Annotated in this window: 24 protein-coding genes; 16 read left to right on the top strand and 8 right to left on the bottom strand. The window is 53.7% G+C overall.

All coding sequences use genetic code 11. The annotated features are described in order from the left end of the window. Positions 1-1,275 carry an ABC transporter permease gene (locus tag HXY34_05795; protein NWF95634.1) on the top strand — a complete coding sequence of 425 codons (1,275 nt, stop codon included), beginning with the start codon at positions 1-3 and terminating at the stop codon, positions 1,273-1,275. 305 nt (positions 1,276-1,580) lie between these two features. On the opposite strand, the gene HXY34_05790 is transcribed toward HXY34_05795, so the two are convergent. The 5 genes from HXY34_05790 to HXY34_05770 form a co-directional block, all read right to left on the bottom strand. After that, positions 1,581-2,171: a hypothetical protein gene (locus tag HXY34_05790; protein ID NWF95633.1), complete on the bottom strand. Its 591-nt coding sequence runs from the start codon at positions 2,169-2,171 to the stop codon at positions 1,581-1,583. A 123-nt stretch (positions 2,172-2,294) separates the two neighbouring features. Continuing rightward, on the bottom strand, positions 2,295-2,843 hold the full coding sequence (locus HXY34_05785; GenBank protein NWF95632.1) for a right-handed parallel beta-helix repeat-containing protein: 549 nt from the start codon (positions 2,841-2,843) through the stop codon (positions 2,295-2,297). A gap of 200 nt (positions 2,844-3,043) precedes the next feature. After that, entirely contained in the window at positions 3,044-3,907 is an 864-nt protein-coding gene (locus tag HXY34_05780) for a right-handed parallel beta-helix repeat-containing protein (protein ID NWF95631.1), read from the bottom strand. Positions 3,908-4,124: 217 nt separating this feature from the next. Further along, positions 4,125-5,324: an NAD(P)/FAD-dependent oxidoreductase gene (locus HXY34_05775; GenBank protein NWF95630.1), complete on the bottom strand. Its 1,200-nt coding sequence runs from the start codon at positions 5,322-5,324 to the stop codon at positions 4,125-4,127. 56 nt (positions 5,325-5,380) lie between these two features. Beyond that, entirely contained in the window at positions 5,381-5,977 is a 597-nt protein-coding gene (locus HXY34_05770) for a hypothetical protein (protein ID NWF95629.1), read from the bottom strand. A gap of 869 nt (positions 5,978-6,846) precedes the next feature. On the opposite strand from HXY34_05770, the gene HXY34_05765 reads away from it, so the two are divergent. Then, a complete protein-coding gene (locus HXY34_05765; GenBank protein ID NWF95628.1) occupies positions 6,847-8,055 on the top strand; it encodes a BtrH N-terminal domain-containing protein in 1,209 nt (402 codons plus the stop codon). A 461-nt stretch (positions 8,056-8,516) separates the two neighbouring features. Here the strand turns inward: HXY34_05765 and HXY34_05760 are convergent, their stop codons facing one another. Next, entirely contained in the window at positions 8,517-9,104 is a 588-nt protein-coding gene (locus tag HXY34_05760) for a hypothetical protein (GenBank protein NWF95627.1), read from the bottom strand. A 345-nt stretch (positions 9,105-9,449) separates the two neighbouring features. Here HXY34_05760 and HXY34_05755 point away from each other — a divergent pair, with 345 nt between their 5' ends. Then, positions 9,450-9,902 carry a transcriptional regulator gene (locus HXY34_05755; GenBank protein NWF95626.1) on the top strand — a complete coding sequence of 151 codons (453 nt, stop codon included), beginning with the start codon at positions 9,450-9,452 and terminating at the stop codon, positions 9,900-9,902. 174 nt (positions 9,903-10,076) lie between these two features. On the opposite strand, the gene HXY34_05750 is transcribed toward HXY34_05755, so the two are convergent. Together HXY34_05750 and HXY34_05745 are read right to left on the bottom strand one after the other, a co-directional pair. Next, complete coding sequence (locus HXY34_05750) at positions 10,077-10,328, bottom strand: hypothetical protein (protein ID NWF95625.1); 252 nt, start codon at positions 10,326-10,328, stop codon at positions 10,077-10,079. A 14-nt stretch (positions 10,329-10,342) separates the two neighbouring features. Next, a complete protein-coding gene (locus tag HXY34_05745) occupies positions 10,343-11,374 on the bottom strand; it encodes a hypothetical protein (protein NWF95624.1) in 1,032 nt (343 codons plus the stop codon). A 422-nt stretch (positions 11,375-11,796) separates the two neighbouring features. Between HXY34_05745 and HXY34_05740 the strand changes: the two genes are divergently transcribed. From HXY34_05740 to HXY34_05680, 13 genes are all read left to right on the top strand, one after another. After that, complete coding sequence (locus HXY34_05740) at positions 11,797-13,155, top strand: anthranilate synthase component I family protein (GenBank protein ID NWF95623.1); 1,359 nt, start codon at positions 11,797-11,799, stop codon at positions 13,153-13,155. Continuing rightward, the gene (locus HXY34_05735; GenBank protein NWF95622.1) at positions 13,148-13,735 is read left to right on the top strand and encodes an aminodeoxychorismate/anthranilate synthase component II; all 588 of its coding nucleotides are present in this window, start codon (positions 13,148-13,150) and stop codon (positions 13,733-13,735) included. The genes HXY34_05740 and HXY34_05735 overlap by 8 nt, the downstream gene beginning before the upstream one ends. A 5-nt stretch (positions 13,736-13,740) precedes the next feature. Next, entirely contained in the window at positions 13,741-14,835 is a 1,095-nt protein-coding gene (aroB, locus tag HXY34_05730) for a 3-dehydroquinate synthase (GenBank protein NWF95621.1), read from the top strand. Beyond that, complete coding sequence (aroF, locus tag HXY34_05725) at positions 14,829-15,854, top strand: 3-deoxy-7-phosphoheptulonate synthase (protein NWF95620.1); 1,026 nt, start codon at positions 14,829-14,831, stop codon at positions 15,852-15,854. The genes aroB and aroF overlap by 7 nt, the downstream gene beginning before the upstream one ends. A 4-nt stretch (positions 15,855-15,858) precedes the next feature. Then, positions 15,859-16,884, top strand: a complete 1,026-nt coding sequence (gene trpD, locus HXY34_05720; protein ID NWF95619.1) for an anthranilate phosphoribosyltransferase — start codon at positions 15,859-15,861, stop codon at positions 16,882-16,884. Beyond that, complete coding sequence (locus HXY34_05715; GenBank protein NWF95618.1) at positions 16,881-17,669, top strand: indole-3-glycerol-phosphate synthase; 789 nt, start codon at positions 16,881-16,883, stop codon at positions 17,667-17,669. The genes trpD and HXY34_05715 overlap by 4 nt, the downstream gene beginning before the upstream one ends. 54 nt (positions 17,670-17,723) lie before the next feature. After that, positions 17,724-18,344 carry a phosphoribosylanthranilate isomerase gene (locus HXY34_05710; GenBank protein ID NWF95617.1) on the top strand — a complete coding sequence of 207 codons (621 nt, stop codon included), beginning with the start codon at positions 17,724-17,726 and terminating at the stop codon, positions 18,342-18,344. A gap of 8 nt (positions 18,345-18,352) precedes the next feature. Then, positions 18,353-19,519 carry a tryptophan synthase subunit beta gene (gene trpB / locus HXY34_05705; GenBank protein NWF95616.1) on the top strand — a complete coding sequence of 389 codons (1,167 nt, stop codon included), beginning with the start codon at positions 18,353-18,355 and terminating at the stop codon, positions 19,517-19,519. 9 nt (positions 19,520-19,528) lie between these two features. Next, on the top strand, positions 19,529-20,365 hold the full coding sequence (trpA, locus tag HXY34_05700) for a tryptophan synthase subunit alpha (GenBank protein NWF95615.1): 837 nt from the start codon (positions 19,529-19,531) through the stop codon (positions 20,363-20,365). Between the two features lie 8 nt (positions 20,366-20,373). Next, on the top strand, positions 20,374-21,033 hold the full coding sequence (locus tag HXY34_05695) for a type I 3-dehydroquinate dehydratase (GenBank protein NWF95614.1): 660 nt from the start codon (positions 20,374-20,376) through the stop codon (positions 21,031-21,033). Next, complete coding sequence (gene aroE / locus HXY34_05690) at positions 21,030-21,899, top strand: shikimate dehydrogenase (protein ID NWF95613.1); 870 nt, start codon at positions 21,030-21,032, stop codon at positions 21,897-21,899. The genes HXY34_05695 and aroE overlap by 4 nt, the downstream gene beginning before the upstream one ends. Then, positions 21,896-22,402: a shikimate kinase gene (locus tag HXY34_05685; GenBank protein ID NWF95612.1), complete on the top strand. Its 507-nt coding sequence runs from the start codon at positions 21,896-21,898 to the stop codon at positions 22,400-22,402. Before aroE ends, HXY34_05685 begins: the two co-directional genes overlap by 4 nt. Next, positions 22,399-22,625, top strand: a 227-nt coding sequence (locus HXY34_05680; protein ID NWF95611.1) for a 3-phosphoshikimate 1-carboxyvinyltransferase, incomplete at its 3' end; no start/stop codon positions are given. The genes HXY34_05685 and HXY34_05680, both read left to right, overlap by 4 nt.

Raw genomic sequence — 22,625 nt, 5'->3', positions numbered from 1 at the left:
TTGAGAGCAACAGACACATTGGCGTATGCCTTTGGAGCAATAAGGCTCAGGAAGGTCAGGTCCGGGCTCACGACGCTCGGTATCGTGATTGGCATTGCGGCGATTGTCGCACTGCTGTCATTCACGCAAGGATTCCAGGTTGCCATTGAGAAGCAGTTCCAACAGGGATTCTCAACTGATACTGTGATTGTCAGCACCGGGTATCTGGGATTCGGCTCCAGTAGCGACTTCAGTCTCTACGTGAATGACACCGACTATATCAACACGTTGGACAATGTTCAGTACTCAGCTGCCGTGCTCTCAAAGTCATGTACTGCGACTTTCGAGGACATGTCTCGGACCGTCAGTGTGCATGGTGTCAACTTCACCACTTACGGAAATCTGTACTCGACGTTTGTCGCAGAACACGGTGTGATACCCGCAGTCCCATCAGATGATGCGGCAGTCATCGGACATGGCATCTACGACCCGTTCGATAACGGCAGTATCGCAGTGGATGTGGGTCAGACATTCCTGCTACAGTACGCGACAAGGAACGGCACCAGTCTCGTGTACATCAACAAGACAGTCACAGTCGTGGCGGTGCTTGCGGAGATAGGAGGCTTCGGGGTGGGCCCGTCTGACAATGGCGTGTATATTCCACTCCAGGCGGCGGTTGGATACTTCAACACCGAGGTCGTAAACCAGATAGTTGTCAGGTTGATGGATCACAGTGATGCGATGGTCAAGGCGACGTCTGATGCAATCAAGGCCCTGTACTCAAACAAGGTCTCTGTCACATCACCCACCGCACTGCTTGCCACCATCTCGTCAGCACTTGGTCTGGTCTCACTGCTCATGGCAGGAATCGCAGGGATATCACTTCTGGTTGCCGGCGTAGGGATCATGAACATCATGATAGTGTCACTGATAGAACGGACACGCGAGATAGGGATACTCAAGGCACTCGGGGCGAAGGGACGTACTGTCCTTGCCATGTTCCTTGCCGAAGCTGGCATCATCGGACTGATTGGGGCAGTTGTCGGCATAGTCGTCGGAGCGGTTCTGGGAAACGTCATTGCAGTCGGTGTCAGTGGAATTACAGGAGGAAACTCGTCGGGCTTTGGCGCCGGGGGTATGTCTGGAAGACTCGGCATGGCATTCGCTCCGATTGTCACACCATCGCTCATCATGGTTGCGCTGTTCTTTGGAGTGTCTGTGAGCCTCGTGTTTGCTCTGTACCCAGCGCACAGGGCGTCCAAGCTCATGCCTGTTGATGCGCTGAGGTCAGAATAGAGAGAGCGCTTGCACCACACTGTGCCAAGCACTCCTCTTTCCCCTTTCGCTCTCTGTTCGGAAGACCGGCTGTGCCATGTCGAAGGGGTTAGCAGCAGCTGCCCAGAAGTCGGACAATCTTGGACATCACTGCGTGGTGCATATATACCTCCGTGCGGGAACTGAGAGCTCGAGGTCGGTTAGACACCTCATGAGACCTCTTCTCGAGGAGTGACCCCAGTGCCGTCTCCTGGGAGTGACAAGACTCCTGTGTCAGACTCTGTCCAACTAAAAATGAACGGTCTTGCAGTCTGCATCAGCTGATGTCACGGGCACGACGGACTCCCGCCGCGGGCCCTCCGGAATGAGCAGCCCACTGGGGAGAGAGGCTGAGGCAGAACTGCAAGCGCCAATGCGGCCTTTAGGAAGCCTTGCGTCGGACCAGACTCGACACCAGAACGACGAGTATCACCGCTGCTGCCGCGCCGCCTAAGGAGTATTAGCTCACCACTGAAGGGCGGAGGTGTGGTCGTGGCGTTTGGGGCTGTCGTAGTGGTGGTTGTCGTTGTAGTGGTCACCGTCGTCGTCGGTGGAGGCGCCACGGTCACTATCACGGTGTCTGCGGCAGTGTTGTTGTCGATGTCAGTCACCACAAGCGTGTAGTTGTAGGTGCCACGCAGCAGACCATCGACTGAGATGACGATCACCTCGGAGCTCGAGTTCCAGAGGCCTGACCTCACAGGAGTGCCATTCAGGTAGATGGCGTAGCTGTGCGGATGAAGGTCTGACGGGTCCCAAGTTATGGAATGCCCGGTAGTAGACTCGTTGTAGTTGATGTCAGAGGGGCTGTTCACGGTCGGAGCCGTCCCATCGAAGACCACCACTAGGACCTCATCTCGGGCCGTGTTGTTGCCCACATCAGTCACCACAATCGTGCAGTTGTACGTTCCCAGAGCGAGACCCCCTACATCGACTGAGAGTTGACCCCCATCCCAAGCACCGGACAGGGGAGTGGTCCAGTCACGGTAGATGATGTGGCTTTAGGGATGGGCATCAGTGGGAGTCCAAGTCACCCAGTGATTCGTGGTTCCCTCCGCGTATGTCACATCGTCAGGACTGTCTATGGTCGGGGGAAGAGAGTCCACGAATATGGGATAGTGGTCCACGCTGTTTGACGAGCCCGGTATGGCATAGACCCCGCTGCCGCTGTAGTCATCCCAGTAATTGCCAAGAGAGACCGAGTCATCCCACGCGTTGTTTGAGCCGCCACCATCATTCGCATTCTGTGAGTTCAATTCAAATGTGTTGAGGTATATCTTGTTATTAGTACAGCTACTGACGCTGATACCGAAACCACTGTTGTGCGCCACAGTGTTGTTGACCAGAGTGTTATAGTTCGAATTGGTGGCAAGTTCGAAACCACGGTAGTTGTAGGTCACGCTGTTGCGGACTAATGTGTTGTGGATGGAAGTGATCAGCGCGATACCAGTAGCTGAATTCTTGTTCGCTGTGTTCTCTCTCAGCTCATTGTAATCGGAATATAAAAGTCGGAGACCGTTGTTGTTGTTACTCGCAGCATTACCAACCAAGCTGTTACTGCCTGAGAGGTGCAGGTAGAAACCATCGTATGTGTTGTTGGTAGCAGAGTTGTTGTTGAGTTGATTGTTCGACGAAGACTCAAGTCTGAAGCCGTAATAGCTGTGAGAAACACTGTTGTTGGTCAGTTCATTGTAGACTGAATTCTCGACATAGCAGCCATAGTAGACATTCTCAACTGCGGTGTTTCCAATCAGGACGTTGTCCTTGACCCGTACAGACTGAAACCGGTATCTGCATTCTGAGCCGCTGTATTCGAGATGAGCATGTTATTATCCGAGTTGTCGAGTTCGAAACCAATATCGCCGTTGGTTGCAACATTGCTGGTCAGGCTGCAGTTGTCTGACTGCGTCAGAAAGAACGAGCTGGAGCAGTTAGAAGCGCTATTGCCGGTCAGTGTGCAATTGTGTGAGGACTCCAAGTGATATCCGAAGTCCGGACTGTCTGCAGCGAGGTTACCGGTCAGTAGAACAAACCCAGCTCCATGAAGATAGAACCCGAGACGACTGTTGGTCGCATTACTGCTATCTAACGACACGTCATGCGAATCGTCAAGCACGAATCCATAGTTGATGATGCTAGTGGCGACATTGCGAGCCAGGTCGATGTGGTCGGAACTATCAACAGCAAATCCGTTGAGACCACCGTCTGCGAGATTCCTGTCCAGCGTGTTGTTCGCCGATTGAAAGATGTAGAGGCCATTTGTCACGAAGCGGGTAACGTTGTTACTTGACACGGTATTGTTGTTGGAATGCCATAGATGGAGGCCCTGGCTGCCGCCTGTGACAGAATTGCCGGAAAGCAGAGATCTGTTCGTGTTCTCAAGGTAGATGCCTGCGGAATCTCTCACAATAACAGTACTGTTCGCGACAGTCACATTCTGGGAATCTTTCAGGATGAAGCCATGACCCGTCACGTTGAGCCAGTTCCCGGTGAGGAGGCAGGTGTCAGAACGTTGCAGATAGACACCTTCCACATCGCCTTCCAAGCTGTTGTTGCTGAGTGCGCCGCCAAGAGAGTCTAAGAGTTCAATCGCTATGTTACGATTGTTGACCATGCAGTCCCTGACTTCATAGTTTTAAGCATTCTCAATCAGGATACCATCTGAGGATTAGTAGTAGACATGTGGTGGACGCTACCACTAGCTCTTTCCTTGCCATTCCTGTCATGAGAGAAAACGCCGTGCTCCAAGACTTGTACGCATTGCTATCTCTAGGCGCTGTATCGCATCGACGCACACTTGTAGCAGTCTGTAGAACGTCACTGGACCATGGCTAGTCAAGATGTGACCTCACGTAGCTTGGCGCGATAGAGAGCATTGCGCTGAGCACCGACCGCCTGCCCACGAGCATCTCCGCGACAACACGCTTTGACCTCTCTGAGCTAAGGAAAGTCGCCTTCGAGGTACCTGAACCGGAGCGAGTGAATCTCTTCTGAAGCCACAGACCCCACTTCAGGTCTAATCCCAATGTCCGTGTCCACCTCTTCTCGTAGGCTCTCAACTGGTCCGAAGAGAGACCTGAGTCCTTCACTGCCTCAGCGGCGACTTCGGCAGCCATCTGACCTCCCGCCATTGCATAGTAGATGCCCTCACCCGTTATGGGTGAACACTGTCCGGCCGAATCGCCCGCGAGCAACACTCGTCTTGAGAACGAAGGTCGAACCACGCCAGACAATGGAAGAAGGGCCGCTTCTCTCCTCGTCACTTCTGCTTCCTGCAGCTGGGCCTTCACTGGCTCCACGGAACTCAGTATGGTGTCAATGTAGGAATGCAGACTCCTTCCGCTGGAGCGTACTCTCGACACAAGGCCTCCGGTGCCGACTGCAGCCTCCCTGCGTCTTGGAAAGACCCACGCATAGCCGCCGGGCGAGTAGTCACGACCATAGAGGAAGGTGTTCAGGGGTTCGAGGTCTTTGGCATCCGACGGGACTCTCATCTGGTACTGGACGGCGTATCCGAGCTGCCCTGCATCAAGACGTCTCCTGACCAGTCCAGATCTGAGTGAGACAGGATTCACTCCGCTGGCATCAATCACCATCTGTACATGAAGCGTGTAGTGCTCGCCACGACAATGGCATCGCAATGAACACCTGTCGGACTCCTCTGTCACAGCCCCAACAACGGTGTCGAGTCGGACTTGACATTCTCCGCGACCCGCCCAGTCAAGAAGCGCTCTGCCCAGGTCATATCTGGTGGAGTTGTATCCGACGGGCTCGTCGAACTCTACAACACACGGTTCCTGCCCTGGGAAGCTCATTCGTACTCCGGACACCTCATAGCATCCGCTGAAACGCTCAAGTCCAAACTCGTCAAGACACCTGACGGGGACAAAACCCCCGCAGGGCTTCGTAGCACCTGGTGATGACTCTCTGGTCAACAGGACAGACCCAATACCGGCCTGGTTGAGCGTCCTCGCTGCGCTGAGCCCGGCCGGGCCGCCGCCTATTACTGCGACATCAGCGTCTGTTGTCATTGGTGTACTTCGACCGAGCTGTGTCGCCCCTATTAAGCGTGGAACTCCCAGTATGACTAGTAGCGTCGTCCACGGTCGTTGCGACTGGGTGGGCCGCGGCTGCCTCTGTTGCTGGCACTATATCCCCAGCTGTCGCTTCCAGTGGATCTGCGACTGCTCGGGCTGGTAGGACGTCCACCGCCTGAGCCTGTGCCGGACCTGCTGTTAGCGCTTCTGCTGCCAGACTCGCTCCCGCTTCCGTTCGGGCTACCGCGATAGTCCCTGCGGGGTGGCCTTGTGTCATCATGTTGCTGAGCAGACATGTCAACAGAGGTGTTCACTTTGTCTATTGACACTCTGGCGGCAGTTATCTTTCCGAACTTGCCAATGTTCAGGCGAAGCGTTCCCTTGAACAGACCTGTGTAACCATTCGTCAGCGTGTACGTGTCCCCGAGCTTGACCGATTCAATCGCATCGTCCCAGAGTGGTAGCCGGACCGTACCGGTTGAGTCGCCCACAATGGCGTCTGCAACGCGATGGTTCTCACCGGAACTCCGCGAACTGACCTCTCGCTCGTCGCCGATTTCGACAACCTTGAAGGTGACTGCAACACTACTCATTCTTGGCCTCAACTGGGCCACTGTAGCCTCTACGGGCTTATTCTCGTAACTCATGTCTTGCACACTCGCTTCTGCGATTCACAGGTAGTTCAAAAGCAGCGAGTTCCTTCATGGAGCCGAAACGGGATTCATCCCCTCTCTATGCCAGTATCAGAAAACGCGTGATCCTTGTGACACCTGTGAGGGAGTCAGTATCAGACCGCCTTATGACGTTATGCATTCGGCGACTCAACCTCAGCCCCATATGATTGCCCACAGAAGAGTGACAAGCCGCTCGATGCAGGCGAAGCAGAAGCCATGCCAATCTCATGAGGCGAGTGCTTGAACTACAGTGCGGATGGTATCGCCGCATCCATTAGTCCATCATTGCAGTGGTATCTGATCACCACAGGCTTCCCATCCTGCAACATTGGCACGTTCGTGAACATGCCTACCATGCTCCATGAATGTTCTGGTGTGCATCTTCCTCACGCTAGTGGTATCGTGTACCGTAGCCGAAGGTTCGACTTGACGCCGCCTTCCATGCATACGTGTACCGGAGCACAGGCTCGGGTGTACACTCACACCATAGTACACGCTGGCAGTCGTGCACATGGGAGAGTAAACGCTTCTGCTTGGACTAGTGCGGCTGTACACGTGTTTCAGACGCCTAGAGCGTCGGTATTTCTCGTCGTCCGGGTGTGCGACCTCTGTTTGTGGCCGACAGCAGCAGCAACATGGTCGAAGAGAACCCGCAAGGTGTACTGGCGTGGAAGACTCGATGGCCGTAAACGTATGCTAGACTCAGTCCATACCTTCTGAAGCTGGGCACAGGAATACGTCAGGCCAGCGCCCAGTGCTCGGTTCAGGCAAAACGTTCGCGATTCCACCAGTGAAGCATCTTATAAGCATCGAACTGTTGCATCTTGACCGGAGGAAAGTGCGTGGCTTCGAAGTCGTCCACCGCCCAATCTGACCCCGAGAAACTGCAGCGGGTAGTCCTCGACTTCTCACACTCAGGTGGAGGGAAGAACTGCCAGACCAGCGCTATGGTCCGTCTGATGCACCATCTGGGGCATGACATAAGTGAACCGATGCTTCTGGGAATATCGGCAGGCATGGGCTTCGTCTACTGGTTCATGAAGATGATGCCGTATCCAGTCATCGGTGGAATGAACCGAGCGGACTGCCGGAAGTTCCCCGGAATACTCGGGAAGGCCGCCCGTCGACTAGGAGGTGACTTTGAGAGCATCCTGACGAAGAGCCAAGCCAAGGCACACGCCTTCCTGATGGAGACCCTTAGCGCCGGACAGCCGGGACTGGTCTGTGTCGACATCGCGTATCTGGACCACCTGTCGACGGGAGATGACGATCACTTCGGGGAACACAACTTCCTAGTGTACGGAGTCGATGAAGTGCAGGACCTCGTATATATCTCTGACAGGTTTCCCAGCACTCTGACAATGTCGCTGAAGCGACTGAAGCAGGCCAGGGCGTCGGAGTTCAAACCCTTCCCGGCAATGAACCAGATGGTGAGGTTCACCTTCCCGAAGACCCTGACGCCTCTAAAGGAGATCATCCCGGCGGCCATCCGAGAGAACGCAGAAGCGCTCCTGAATCCTCCAATCGCCAATATAGGAGTGAAGGGGATACTCAAGTGGAGTCTGGAGTTGAGCAGGTACCCCAAGCTCATTCCTGACCCCAAGGCTCTCGTCCATGCCCTGATGATGCACTACATCTACATCGAGACCGGCGGCTCGGGTGGGGCTATCTTCAGGCGAATCTACTCGGACTTCCTTCGGGAGGCGGCCGACGCAATGGACGACAACACCCTGTCAAGAGCATCGGATGACTATCTCGCAATCTCTGAGATGTGGATCGAGGTCGCCAACGGCCTCCTGCCAGACGAGTATCCTGCGCTGTGTGAGCTCAGGAGAATTCAGTGGGAGTCCAATCGAATCATGGAAACCGAGGGAGTGACCGCCCTCGAGAGAGTGAGGAAACTGAGTGCAAGAGTCCCGTGCCTTGCGGAGGAGGCCGCCAAGTCTGAGTCCACTCACTTTGTCGAGTTCATCAGACCGGTGAAGGAGCTCCTCGAACGAATCCACGACAGGGAGTTCGAGGTGATGACTCAGCTGGCCAAACACCTCTAGGGTCAGGGACCAAGTCAGTCCGTGCCATACCGCCTGCTCTCGTTCTGACCAATGACTGCCACCAGCTGACAGCTCCCAACCAGATGAGTGACTGGTGTGTGCTCAATTGCTTGGGTGTGGGCAGGCAGAAGACTGAAACGCGTTCGCAACCACACGTCCCCATGGCTGCCAACGGCATCACACAGGCTATCGCCCCAGATACAGAAGGTTGCCAAGTAACCCGAGGTCAGCGTCTGGCCGCACGCCGTACTCGCCATAGGGTTTCTTTTCGATAATGCCTCGGGCAATCAGCCGGTTAAGGTGATAGACGCATTGGACTCGTGAGTGGACCATTCTGAGCTTGAAGGGAGGGCATGCAGAGCCACTCCGTGACAGGTGTGGGGTAACCCAGCTTCAGTCGGAACGTTCGGTTCATCGGCGAAGTTTCACTCAACCCGACTAGAGGTGGGACTTCAGAGATCCTACAGAGCAGCCAGAAGTATCACACCGACTGCCGCCATCATGAATGCAAGCAGAAGAGTGAGCCACAACCCTTCGGTCTGAGCGCCCTTCATGAACTCCTCGACCTCGTCTGCGGACCAATTCCCGGTGTTTTTCATGGCTGCGCCCACGACGTCAGCGTAGTGTTCCTTGACGTAGCCGAACCGATATGAAGCGTAGATGTACGAGCCAATGACAACTCCAAGGGCAACAAGAGCGATTAGCTTCCCCATGAAGCGGGCTGACAGGAGCACGGCTGCAAACATCGCAAGGGCAAAGACACTCAGCACCATGTCATACCGGTGCGGATTCCGCACGAAGGGGTCTTTGTGGCTCTTCAGCTGCTGCGTCAAGTAACACCACACTATTGTGTCCCGATAGTCCTCGATGCGGCTCTCCCGATAGACTACCAGATGTCTGCCGCTGTCACGGAGACCTTCTCTCGGAGTGAGTGCTGCGCCCTTTATGGTCACGCGTGATGGGGGCGTCGTCCCCAGCGCTTCACACACCCGCTTCGCTTCTTCAAGGACCGTCTGTTCGTCATCGGTCATTTCCATGTCGTCTGCCATCTCTCATCCTCCTTGTCAATCTATGATGTGGGCTCTGGTGGAAGGGGTCTTCAAAGGGAGATGGGTTGTAGACCACTTTCCTTTGCTCCACCATCGGGCTGAAGTACATGCGGCTTTTCTTGATTCCGCGGTACATCATCAAGATACCGGTACACAGGACACCAGCGCCAATCGAGTGGTGCATGATGGATCTCTGAGACTTCTGTGTCACAAACCATGTCATGTCCACACATGCTGCACTCAATTCGTTCTCTCTGTGCTTCATCATGGCTGGCACTGCGACACTGAGGCTTTCTCGGAGGGCACCGGACTCTCCGCAGGAGACCGCGGCGTAGGTGACTCACCGTGGAGAACCTTCTTGCCCTGAGCGAAGAGGAGAAGGTCTCTCATGCTAAGCCCCGTTGCTCTCTCATCTACCTCCTCTTCCTCAAGAGGCGGGTGGGTCTCATGGAGCTGCAACAGCTGTCGTGTGTGACTCCGGGAAACCTAGACCATCACCTCCGGAAGCTCGAGGAGGCAGGACTCGTGAGAACACGACGAGTGATATCGTGGAGACCTCTGGTGGTGGTCGAGATAACGAGTCACGGACTGCAGGTCTTTCGCAACTACGTCATGAGACTGAAGCGGATGCTCGAAACGATACCTCCTGAAATGCTAGGTGGAGAGGGATGCCTGTGGCAGAGAGAACCAGTGACGACTTCTCGTGACCGGCAAGGTATTGAGGGCGTCACATGTGTACGCAAATCCGATGCGGGTCTCAGACGACCTCATCTACCGAGACGTAGTATGCGTACTTGAGGCCTTTCACGAACGGGCACCAGTAGGGCTGTCGTGTGCCCGACGCGGTGAAAAGCTCGGGGGTGGGGTCTCCGTTTATCTGACACAGCTGGAGAGTATAGTAGATGAACTGCCTGTCCAATAGCACCGTCGCATTCCCTGCTCCCCATGAGAAGGGTACTAGCGATGTTTCACCTAGTTCCTCCAGAAGACAAGCGAAACCACTGCACTGCTGTCTGGCAGATACGAGACCGCCACGTTCACCATGTCCTCATAGCCGTCACCGTCGTAATCACAATGGGCCATCAGGACACCACCTGCAAGGTATGGAAACGTGTAGCGACACCAATCTTGATGTTGTCCGGTAATTCCATTGACCTCGAGGAATAGTCCCAGTGCCGTTCTTGACCGGACTCGGGTGGCATTCCAAGGTCCTACTTCGTCCAACTTACAGTGAACTGTCATTCGGAGTTTCGAACGGACCGCCCGCTCGCTAGACGTTGGATCTTCTTACACAGCCTTCTCTCAATCAACAAGAGAGTGGACATGACACGAACGGAGAGTGGAACAGTGATCATATCGTCTCCCGCAAGCATTTCCGTCTGTCTGTCCGTGCCGGAACTCTTCGCGCGTTCTCTGCACTCAATTCTCCGTGCTATCCATGCCACAGCCAGTGCAATGGGTAGTACGCTTGGGAGGGGCAGCAGGCTCCAAGACTGTACCGGGGGCGGAGAAGCACGGGAGACCGCGTCCAACACTGTGAGGGTTGTTGCGACTTCGAGAGCTGCAGCTGCCGCTAGCAGCCTCCAAGTGGATGTTGTCCTCCCCGAGAGGTGCCATGTAAGGACCATCAGGAACATCAGTCTCATCAGGACCACAAGGAGCGAAGAGAAGTCACTCACGGTGTAGCTCAGGTCTGGTGGCGTCGCAGGCTCTATGACTCGGAAGACCGACGAGTCTGTGAGACCCCATCTTCCTGACGCAATGCACACCACGCCGCAGTTGACGACCCGCTCGCTATGTCCAAGCAGACCGTGGAATTCCTCCAATGAGAACGGAGCAAAGAGACAGGTCACCGCAGTCACGACCCAGAGGACCTTACGCGTACCCCTTCTTGAAACCATGGACGAGTCGATAAGAAAGACCGCCGATGGAAAGAGGACAAACAGCGCAAGGAGAGACGCACCAACTCCAAATGAGACCGGACTCGATGTGCCGGTCCAGACTGCAAGTTGACCTTCGTCATTAGGTAGCGCAACAAGGGAGGGCGCGATGATGATTGCTGATGTGCATACAGCTCTCTTCCATGGGTATGAGGCGCCGTTCAGACCTCTCAGAAGACACAGGAATGAGATGGCCACAGCATAGAGGAATAGGACTATCAAAAGAGCGTACGGAAACACGGTCAGTGTGTCATCCCAGACCCAGACAGCGCCGCGGGCCGTCACCTCCTGACCCATGAATCCCCGATTGATGGTGTATTCGAATGGCAAGAGGAGCACCAGTATGCAGCGTACCATCACAGATGCAGCAAACCGATACCCGTACAAAGTGTAGAAGACGGAGGCATCCGTAGTCTTAGCAGTATCGGTATGCCTACTGTAGCACCTGTCTCGGCAGCTCGATTCCTCCCTCTATTTCGTCTGTCCTGCCCGCGTGGCGCATCCTCGTCCTAGTATGCAGTACTGGATTGCCGTCTGACACGCACGAGTGTAGCCTCTATTCTAGAGAACACCCCCGTCGTATATGCTGTGTAGTTATGTACTAGAGTGTACATCAATGGACGTTTGTGGGGAAGGTTTAAAAGCAGTTCTCCAAAGGGGATGGGCGGTGAACGCAATGACAAGGCGGCATTGTCATTACAGGCGGGATATTGTTTGGCGCGAGACCGTGCATCGATAGAGATGCAGTCTCTGTGAGTTTTGATGACATTGAGATACGAACTATCGACTTAGACTCTATCAATCCTGTACAGAGTTATCTCTCTCTGAGGCGACACTACCCGGGTGACTCGTTTCTCCTCGAATCTGTGGGAGGTCCTCACAAGGCAGCGCGATTCTCAATACTTGGGTTCAGACCGGGTTTCAAGTTTGTATCAAAGGGCCATGAGGTCAAGACGGGTGGGGACTGGACTACTGTCCCCAATCCCTTTGATTGCCTGAGGGAGATATACTACTCATTCGACAGAAGAACGCCCCCCACAGATTTGCCATTTGCAAGGGGTATGGTGGGCTATTTCTCATATGACATGGTTCGGCTCTTTGAGCGACTGCCATCGCAGTCCATAGATGATCGGAGGTTACCGGACTGTTACTTCATGCTGCCGACGATAGTACTATGTTTCGACCACTTACTGCATAAGGTCCACATTATCTCGGTAGAAGACGGTATTGAAGACCTGCTCAGAGAGGACGACATTGCAACAGGCAACTTTGAGGCTAGCCAATCGGATTCAAGCATGACACGTGCCGAATACGAGAGTGCGGTAAGGCGTGCGAAGGACTACATTCTCGACGGTGACATCTTTCAGGTTGTCATTGCACGGCGAAAGTCCTACTCCTTCAAGGGGGACAGAATGCGGCTGTATCAGGTCCTGAGAGAAACAAACCCCTCTCCGTATATGTTTCTGCTTGACTTTGAGGATGTCTGTCTCATCGGTTCCTCTCCTGAGATGCTCGTTCAACTGAGGCGTGGTGAACTTCTGACAAGACCAATCGCAGGCACCCGTCCACGCTCAGACGACGTGGAGGAGGATGAAAGACTGAAGATAGAGATGCTGCTCGACCCAAAGGAACGTGCAGAGCACATCATGTTGGTCGATCTGCATCGAAATGACCTAGGGCGAGTCTCAGAGTATGGGTCTGTGGTAGTAGACCACCTGATGGAGGTCGAGAAGTTCTCACATGTCCAACACATTGTGTCCGGAGTCAGAGGTCGACTTCGCAAGGACTGCGATCTGTTTGATGCTCTGAGGGCCTCACTACCCGCCGGTACAGTATCAGGTGCTCCAAAGATTCGTGCAATGGAGATAATTGACGAACTCGAGCCAGTGCGACGAGGACCTTATGCTGGTGCTGTTGGCTACTTTGATTTGAATGGGGACATGGACTTTGCAATCAATATCAGGTCCATGGTCATCAAGAACTCCACAGTGTACATTCAAGCGGGCGCAGGAGTCGTAGCAGACTCCATTCCTTCAAGAGAGTATGATGAGACCGAGCAGAAGATGGCGGTCCTGATCAAGGCTTTGGAGCGGAGGGAGTCCTGTGAGTAGGGTTGTCATAATCGATAACTTCGACTCTTTTGTCTACAACATCGCGCAGTATGTCGGTGAGCGTGATGCTGAGGTCTGCGTGGTTCGAAACAACACCACGTTCCAATCAGTGATGCGTCTTAGACCTGATAGAGTGATCATCTCACCGGGTCCCGGTCATCCTCAGAGCGCAGGTGTGTCACTTGAAATACTCAGGCATGCACGACAGAACATCGACACAGGTAGACGCACGCTTCCCATTCTTGGGATATGCCTGGGTCACCAAGCCATCGGATATGTCTTTGGTGCAAGAATTGTCAGAGGTAGTTCTCCAGTCCACGGGAAGGTGTCGTCAGTCATCCATGATGGTAGTGGAGTCTTCCGTGGTCTCGCATGTCCATTGACTGTGACACGCTATCACTCTCTGGTGATAGACCCCAACACTCTACCCGCAGAACTGAAGGTGACGGCAAGAACTGAGGATGGTACCATAATGGCTCTGGCCCATCAAGACAGGTCTATCGTGGGTCTTCAGTTCCACCCCGAGTCTATACTGACTCAGGGGGGACGACAGATCATCGCCAATTACCTGGAGATGTGATAGACATGGTACGCACTCAGTTCAGTGTCGCTGCACTCAGCAGGAGATACACCGTATTCGTGGGAGACAGACTCCTCGAGTCGCCCGATATGATTCTCGATTGTCTACCACGACGTGTCTTCATCGTCACCGACTCAAATGTGGCAGGTCTGTACCTTGAGGAGTTGTGTCAGAGGCTGAGAGAATACAATGTTGTGGAGGTCCACTCAGAAGTCATACCAGCCGGAGAGCAGAGCAAGACACTACAGACTGCGGAGCGACTCTATGCATTTCTTGCTGAGCATTCTGCCTCAAGAACTGACATGCTAATAGCACTAGGCGGCGGAGTCGTGGGTGACGTGACAGGGTTTGTTGCGTCCACATTCAAGCGAGGGTTGCCACTGGTTCAAATCCCCACCACACTTGTCGCCCAGGTCGACTCCTCGCTTGGTGGCAAGACAGGCATAAACCTGTCAAGTGGAAAGAACGTGGTAGGGACCTTCTACCAACCCGAGATTGTTCTCGCCGACATTGACACACTCACGACTCTTCCTGAGAGAGAGTATGTATCAGGTCTGGCGGAGGTGATCAAGTATGGAGTCGCCATGGACCCACGCCTGTTCAGATTCCTTGAGAGCAACCACAAGAGGGTGACACAGAGGGAGTCGTCGGTTCTTCGATACATCGTAGAGAGATGCCTACGACACAAGGCCAGGGTCGTTGAACGTGACGAACGTGAGGAGCGTGGCGAGAGAGAGATTCTGAACTTTGGTCACACTGTTGGTCATGCCTTGGAGATATGCTCTCATCTGCAGTATTCTCACGGTGAAGCAGTCGCTATTGGCATCGTCTGCGAGGCCCTGCTATCAGTCAATCAGGGACTCCTTGACCCTGGAGTACCAGAACGCATCAGGACGCTCCTGTCTGCATTTGGTCTGCCGACACATGTAGAAGTGGACATCGTACCAAGAATACTGAATGGGGTCTTCAGACAGGACAAGAAGACGAGAATGGAGGGGATTCAGACTCCTCTCCTGAGAGACATCGGTCATGTGAAAATGCAGATTGTGAGACCTGAGCTCTTTCTAGATCAGCTGACGAGGTGTGAAGAGTCATGTTAGTGGTAATGAATAGTGATGCTACAACTGAACAGATAGATGGAGTGATTGAGGTAATAAGAAAGATGGGGATGACTCCTCATCCAATACGGGGTAAGACCCAGACTGCAATAGGAATCACAGGAAATGAGGGACGAATCGACTCTGCAAGAATCGAGGTGATGCCTGGTGTGGTGCGGGTGATTGAGGTCACCAAGCCCTACACGCTTGCCAGTCGCGAGTTTAGGTCCGAACGTACAGTCATTGAGGTCAACGGAGTCGAGATTGGTGCAGACAGGCCGGTCATAGTGGCGGGACCATGTTCTGTCGAGTCCGATGAACAGTATCTCAAGGCGGCACGGACTGTACAAGAATGTGGTGCGGATATGCTGCGTGGTGGCGCATTCAAGCCACGAAGTTCACCATACGAGTTTCAGGGACTGGGCATCGAGGGGCTCAAGATTCTCGACAGGGCAAGACAACTGACAGGACTCCCGGTGGTTTCGGAGGTGCTTGACATCAACACATTTGATCTTGTGGAGCGGTACGTAAACATCATACAGATTGGGGCACGAAACATGCAGAACTTCGAGCTTCTTCGTAGAGCAGGAAGATCGAGGCGTCCTGTGCTGCTGAAACGAGGTATGTCCGCCACACTGATAGAACTTCTGCTTGCTGCCGAATACATCATGACAGAGGGAAACTATCAGGTCATCCTCTGCGAACGCGGAATCAGGACTTTCAGCGACTCCTCCAGATTCACGCTTGACTTGGCCAGCATTCCTGAGCTGAGGACTCTGACGCATCTTCCTCTGTTTGTGGACCCCAGTCACGCAGCAGGCAGACGTCATATCGTCATTCCGCTCGCGCGGGCTGGAGTGGCTGTGGGAGCAGATGGGCTGATCGTCGAAGTACATCCATGTCCTGAAGAGGCACTCTGTGACGGTGCACAGGCTCTGGCCCCCGAGGCATTCAGAGCGTTCATGGCAGAGATTCGTGGCGGACGTCCACCAGGCATGGAGGCAGTTGTGGTGGTGAGGTAATAGAATGATCCAACCCATACTGGCAAAACTGGTGGAACGTGTCGACCTCACCGAACAAGAGGCATCTGATACGATGGCAGCCATCATGCAGGGCGTAGTGAGCCCTGCACAGGTCGCTGGCTTTCTGACCGCTCTGAGGATGAAGGGCGAGACTGCGGAAGAACTGTGTGCATTTGCAAAGATAATGCGCCAGACGTCAATACACATCAACGTACCGGAGAACGCCTTGGACACCTGTGGGACCGGCGGTGATGGCACCTCGTCATTCAATATCTCGACAGCTGCAGCCTTTGTCATTGCGGGCGCAGGAGTTCCTGTGGCAAAACACGGCAATCGCGGTGTGTCGAGCAAATGTGGTTCTGCGGATCTCCTGGAGGCAACCGGGATAGATATCAGCCTGACACCACTTCAGGTGGAGCAGTGTATCTCTGAGTTGGGGATTGGATTCCTGTTTGCTCCAACATTTCACAAGGCCATGAAGTTTGTGAGCGGTCCCCGAAGAGAACTCGGGCTACGGACAGTATTCAACCTCCTAGGTCCACTATCAAATCCTGCTGCTGTGAATTACCAACTCGTGGGACTCTTCACGCCCGAACTGACAGAGAAGGTTGCAGAAGTGCTCTGTCGCTTCAGACTCAGACGTGCACTTGTCGTGCACGGGTCGGGACTCGACGAATTGACCACGACAGGGACCACCAAGGTCACAGAGATCAGTGGCGCGCACATTGATACGTATTATGTGGAGCCTGAGGAGTTTGGCCTGCGACGAGTCAGACCGGAGGACATCAGAGGAGGCCAACCTGACCACAACAGGCAGATACTGTTGGATGTCTTGAACGGCAATGCATCCCCATATCTGGACATAGTGATCCTCAATGCAGGCGCCGGATTATACGCCGCAGATGCAGTGACAAGTATTCGTGACGGGGTGGAACTTGCAAGGGATGTGATTGCTGAGGGGAGTGCATTGGGAAAACTAGAGTCACTCAGACTGAAGTCTGTTGAACTCAGAGGAGGGAGGACGCAATGACCCTGACTGAACAACTGGGGGAGGTGGTCGGCAGGATTACAGAGTCAAAGATCCAAGCCCGACGACAACACACTTCATTGACTGAATGCCTGTGGGGTGGCCACGAGAGTGGTGTGAAGGTCATAGCAGAGATCAAGCCGGCATCACCGACAGAGGGCCGACTGATATCACCGGATGATGTATCGGGGCCTCTCAGAGCGTTTGAGAGAGGCGGAGCAAGTGCAGTATCTGTCCTTGTCGACTCCATGTATTTTGGTGGCTCTATGGAACTCCTCTCAAGGGTCAGAAGTATGACAACACTGCCGGTACTTGCCAAGGGGGTATTCTTTGAGCCATTACACCTTGCAGAGTGTGCTGTTGCAGGGGCGGATGCGTGCCTCCTCATGACAAGAGTCCTTGATTGTACAGATGCCAGCCTGAGTGAGCTGATGTCTGTGGGAAGAGCTTTGAGAATGGAAGCAGTAGTCGAGGCAGCAACTCCTGAGGAGATTGAAACAGTCACACAGCAGGGTGCTCGCCTCATCTTGGTCAATGCTCGCAACATCTACACAGACCTCTCAATAGACCGGAGAAACATCGCCGCTGCACACGGACTGGACAGGGAATGTGTGCTGATTGCAGCATCGGGCATATTCGGTCCTGCGGATGTAGAACAGGTCTACAGAGACTCGGGCCTGCGTGTGGACGCGGTGCTTGTCGGGACGCATCTGATGAAGTCTGATGATGTTGCTTCTTCGGTGAGAGAACTGGTGATGTGTGGTCAGAATGTAGTCACGGGAGGGTGATCTCGTACGACGCGCATACAGGTATGCGGCATCACCAACGTTTCAGACGCAATAATGTGCGAAGAGGAGGGCATAGACTCGCTCGGATTTGTGTTGTTCAGTGGACTGGCTCGTAGTATGGAACCTGCAGAGGTGAGAGAAATCGGAAGTAGACTGGGGCCCATGATCACAAGAACGGCCATTCTGCCGTATGATGACATAGAAACGGCCTGTGATCTGGCACTCAGGTCGGAAGTCGATGCAGTCCAGATTCACGGGTGCCGTCCTGAACACTTCGATGTGCTCAGAGGGCATGGTCTCAAGACCATCTGTTCTGTATCCGTCAACAGCGGAACGGGTGTGGCCGATGTTGGCTGTGATGAACTGAGAGAGTTGAGTTCATCATGTGACTGCATCCTATTTGAACCACTAGTAGACGGTAGATGTGGAGGAATGGGAATCCGCTTTGACTACGAGTGTCTGCGTCAGCGGTATGTCTCATGTTGTAGACGTTTTGGTGTTGCAGGTGGACTCACCCCCTCTAACGTACATCATGCTCTTGCACTGAGGCCATACTCTGTCAATGTCTCATCTGGTGTCGAATACTCGGTGGGTCTGAAGAATCGGGAACTGGTACGTGACTTTGTTCGTCAATGCAAGAACAGTCAACCTAGGAAGGAGGACGCGATGAGGTGACACAGGGACTGAGTCAGGCATACTATGATGAGTTCGGAGGCACTTATGTGTCGGAGGTTCTGATGCCGGTACTCGAGGACCTTGAGAGAGCCTACAAGGAGATAGGGACGAGTCCTCAATTCAGGGCACAATATGACAGTCTTCTGAGAGGATTTGCAGGACGACCAACTCCACTCTACAGGGCTGACAGACTTGCAAGGGCCTGCAATGCACCAAGGGTGTACCTGAAGCGGGAGGACCTGTGTCACCTGGGCTCTCACAAGATCAACAACACCGTTGGACAGGTACTTCTTGCGAAGTGTATGGGGAAGACTCGCATAATTGCAGAGACTGGCGCAGGACAACATGGTGTTGCCACATCTGCAACCTGTGCAGCACTGGGTATCAAGTGTCGGATATACATGGGTTCGCAAGACATCGAACGCCAGGCTCTGAACGTGTTCAGGATGCGCCAGTTTGGGGCGGAGGTAGTCGCCGTATCCGCGGGTTCGGGAACACTAAAGGATGCCATCAACGAGGCACTGCGTGACTATGCTGCAAACAGCAGAGACACACACTATGTGATTGGGTCTGTCGTAGGACCACATCCATATCCGATGATTGTCCGTGACTTTCAATCGGTGATTGGCCGTGAGACCCGCGAACAGATACTTGCTTCAGAGGGCCGCCTACCGACACTCATCATTGCGTGTGTGGGAGGAGGAAGCAATGCAATAGGGATATTCCATGCTTTCATGGACGATCCTGTGATGTTGGTGGGAGTTGAGGCTGGCGGACTTGGAGTCGATACTCACAGACACGGAGCCTCGATATGTGCTGGTAGACCGGGTGTTTTACATGGCCAACGTAGTTACTTTCTTCAAGATGAGCACGGTCAGATTCGTGAGACCCATTCGATAGCCGCAGGTCTGGACTATCCTGGTGTGGGTCCAGAACACGCATCTCTGCACAAGTCTGGTCGTGTCAAGTACACTAATGCCACAGATGAGCAGGCACTCGAGGCCTTTCGTACTCTGTCTTGCCATGAGGGCATCATTCCGGCACTGGAGAGTGCACATGCGATTGCCTACTTGCAGAGAACAGGCAGTCAGCTCAGTTCTGATGACCTTGTTGTTGTGTGTCTCTCAGGCAGGGGTGACAAGGACGTGGCACTGGTCGCCCAGATGACGGCATAGGAGGCCGCAATGATGCGTACACGTAATCCCAATCCGCTGGATGTTGTGATGTCGGAGGGGCATCCTATCCTCATGGCCCACGTCTATTCTGGCGATCCGACTGCAGAGTTCTCCCACCAACTCATCCGCACACTCACCTCGAATGGCGTCGACATAATCGAGTTTGGCATACCATTCTCAGACCCCACTTCAGATGGGGTGACCTTCCAACGTGCCTGTAAGAGAGCGCTTGACAATGGCATGACTCCTCAAAAGGCCATAGAAGGAATATCACGGCTCCGAGCTGATGGAGTGAGAGATCCCATTGTTGTGACCAGTTATTACAACATCCTTCACAATATGGGTGTTGATGTATTCATCCGACGTATATGCGAGGCCGGAGCCAATGCCGTTCTTGTCCCGGACCTTCCGATAGAGGAGGCCGATCAATTACTGGCCCAGGGTGCACACCATGATATTCGAGTCGTACTCATGATCAGTCCCAATACACCAGATCATCGACTTGATCGAATACTAAGACATGCAAGCGGCCTTCTATACCTCACCTCGGTAATGGGTGTCACAGGGGTACGAGAACAACTCCAGCCTGCAATTGAGGAGGTGATACGTAGAGTCGCTCAGCGGTCCCCCATTCCAATCCTTGTGGGTTTCGGAATATCCAAACCAGAACATGCAGCCAGAGTGGTATGTTCTGGAGCTGCAGGTGTTGTCATAGGGAGTGCAATCTGTCAGATCTACGATACGGCCATCGACGCGCCGAGTACGACTTTGAACCAGATTGGACATCTCGTCCGCAGTATAAAGGACGGCTGTATTCAGGGCCTGCAGGGGAGAGTGGGACAGTGAGACTGTGCATGACGCTCACGGGGACAACTGCAGATGAGTGCATCGAGCAGGCCCAGCAGACAGATGCAGACATGGTAGAACATCGTATTGACCTCATGATACAGACCAATGACATTGAGAGAGTCTATCGTGAATGCACAAGACCTATAGTGGCCACAAATCGTCCCTCCCCACCCGGAGAGAGAAGAAAAGGAGGTGAGCGCCGTCGGATTGGTCTGCTCCTCGACGCTGTATATGCAGGAGCAACTCACGTGGATATCGAGTTGGACGCGCCACGGTCATCACTGGACAGGGTGATAGATGCAGCTAGGGAAGCGGGATGTGAGGTGATTGTCTCAAGACACTTCTATGACCGTGCCCCAGCCCTGCCCGAACTACTATCAGTCTGGATACAGATGCAACAACTTGGCGCAGACATCGCGAAGATTGTCACCATGCCTCGGACTCTTCAACAGGCAACTCGTGTCCTGAGTCTATACACTCACAAAGGTCGGAGCTCTGGAGACCTCATCGCCTTTGGAATGGGGCCGGTGGGGAAGTTTACACGTGTGGCTGCTCTATACATGGGTGCTCCGTTCATGTACGTCTGCCAGTCAGACGGGCAAGAGGTGGCCCCCGGTCAACTGTCGTTGTCAGTAATGAGGGGTATTGTGGAGGCACTCTCATGACGCGACGGATTGTTTTGGTGGGATGTCCTCTCGAACACTCTATGAGCCCGGTAATTCATAATACTGCCCTCAGAGCACTGGGTCTTCACAAGGAGTACAGATACGAGCCTCTGGCACTGAGAGGAGAGGAGTTGGCAGGACTGGTACGTGACATGTCAGAGGGGAGAATACATGGGGCCAACATCACCATGCCATACAAGACAGAGATTCTCAGACATGTTCATCCTGCAGACGAGCATACGGCTCTGGTGAGGTCTGTCAATACACTCTATTGCAATGCTGCTGGCGTGGTTGGCACCTCCACGGATGGTACTGGCTTCAAGAGATCTCTGACTGAGAATGATATCAACCCTCGGGGAATGAATGTCCTGATTCTTGGTGCTGGTGGTGCAGCGCGTGCAGTCATTGCGGTCCTGTTGAGCATGGGCGTCGAACAGATTGCAATTCACAATCGTACCATGCAGCACGCCCTAGAGCTCAGAGAGATGGCACACGCCATCTCAGACATCCCGGTTGAGGCCTCCACGTCCCATGAGGCGGGTCTGCATCTCTCCTCCTTTGAAATGATTGTGAACTGCACTCCACTAGGAATGAGTAGCGACTTGAAGAACATGACTCCGATTCACATCTCCAGAGACGATGCCCATCTTGTTGTGGTCGATCTTGTATATAATCCGATTCGAACTGTTCTTCTCAGGGAAGCCATCACTGCAGGCTGCAAGGTTGTTGATGGGACCGGAGTGCTTGTTCATCAGGCTGCCGAATCGCTCCGGATATGGCTGCGACGAGAAGACATACCTGTAGAGAGCATGCGTGCGGCTCTTCTCAGAGAACTGGATGCGTCAGGAGCGTTCACAGAGTCATGAAGAACATCGCACTCATCGGATTCATGGGGACGGGAAAGACTGTGGTGGGACAGGCACTGAGTTCGTCCATCAACAGGCCCTTTGTAGACACGGACCTCCTGATCCAGAAGAGAGCAGGCAAGACAATACGTCAGATATTTGACAGTGATGGAGAACAGAGGTTTCGAGACCTTGAGTCTGAAGTCATAGAGGAAGTCTCCGGCCTGGATGGGTATGTGATAAGTCATGGTGGAGGTGCGGTCCTCAGACCAGAGAACCGATGGAACATACGAAAGAACTCGATAGTCATTCTGCTACGGGCGAGTGCGACGACAGTGTTTTCGCGAGTGTCCAGAAGTGGTGAACGTCCACTTCTCACGGACAGAGACCGTTTCGACAAGATATGTTCTCTTCTGAGGGCCAGAGAGGAGTTGTACTACAAGACCATGGACCTTGTCATCGACACCGACAGCATGACAGTCCTCGAGGTTGTAGAGGCGATAAGAAGGAGGCTATCACTATGATTGTACGGGGTGGGGAGTCTCACATTGAGGGATGTGTGACCGCGCCCGCTTCAAAGAGTTACACACAACGAGCACTGGTATGCGGTCTTCTGTCCCGAGGTGTGACAAGGATACGGAATCCGTTGTTGTGCAGTGACACTACGGCAACAATCAATGCATGTAGGGCAGTGGGTGCAACAGTAGAGCTGGGTCGAGAACTGATCATAGAGAGTGAGGGTGAACT

Source organism: Candidatus Thorarchaeota archaeon (assembly GCA_013388835.1).
In the GTDB taxonomy this organism is placed as follows: Archaea; Asgardarchaeota; Thorarchaeia; order Thorarchaeales; family Thorarchaeaceae; genus JACAEL01.
The sequence above is the reverse complement of the archived record's forward strand: the minus strand, read 5'-3'. Positions and strand labels throughout refer to the sequence as shown.

Coding starts and splice junctions, on each gene's coding strand:
- HXY34_05780 (NWF95631.1), bottom strand. CDS start 3,907: ATGGTCAACAATCGTAACATAGCGATTGAACTCTTAGACTCTCTTGGC.
- HXY34_05775 (NWF95630.1), bottom strand. CDS start 5,324: ATGACAACAGACGCTGATGTCGCAGTAATAGGCGGCGGCCCGGCCGGG.
- HXY34_05770 (NWF95629.1), bottom strand. CDS start 5,977: ATGAGTTACGAGAATAAGCCCGTAGAGGCTACAGTGGCCCAGTTGAGG.
- HXY34_05760 (NWF95627.1), bottom strand. CDS start 9,104: ATGGCAGACGACATGGAAATGACCGATGACGAACAGACGGTCCTTGAA.
- aroB (NWF95621.1), top strand. CDS start 13,741: ATGGTACGCACTCAGTTCAGTGTCGCTGCACTCAGCAGGAGATACACC.
- aroF (NWF95620.1), top strand. CDS start 14,829: ATGTTAGTGGTAATGAATAGTGATGCTACAACTGAACAGATAGATGGA.
- trpD (NWF95619.1), top strand. CDS start 15,859: ATGATCCAACCCATACTGGCAAAACTGGTGGAACGTGTCGACCTCACC.
- HXY34_05715 (NWF95618.1), top strand. CDS start 16,881: ATGACCCTGACTGAACAACTGGGGGAGGTGGTCGGCAGGATTACAGAG.
- HXY34_05710 (NWF95617.1), top strand. CDS start 17,724: ATGTGCGAAGAGGAGGGCATAGACTCGCTCGGATTTGTGTTGTTCAGT.
- trpA (NWF95615.1), top strand. CDS start 19,529: ATGATGCGTACACGTAATCCCAATCCGCTGGATGTTGTGATGTCGGAG.
- HXY34_05695 (NWF95614.1), top strand. CDS start 20,374: ATGACGCTCACGGGGACAACTGCAGATGAGTGCATCGAGCAGGCCCAG.
- aroE (NWF95613.1), top strand. CDS start 21,030: ATGACGCGACGGATTGTTTTGGTGGGATGTCCTCTCGAACACTCTATG.
- HXY34_05685 (NWF95612.1), top strand. CDS start 21,896: ATGAAGAACATCGCACTCATCGGATTCATGGGGACGGGAAAGACTGTG.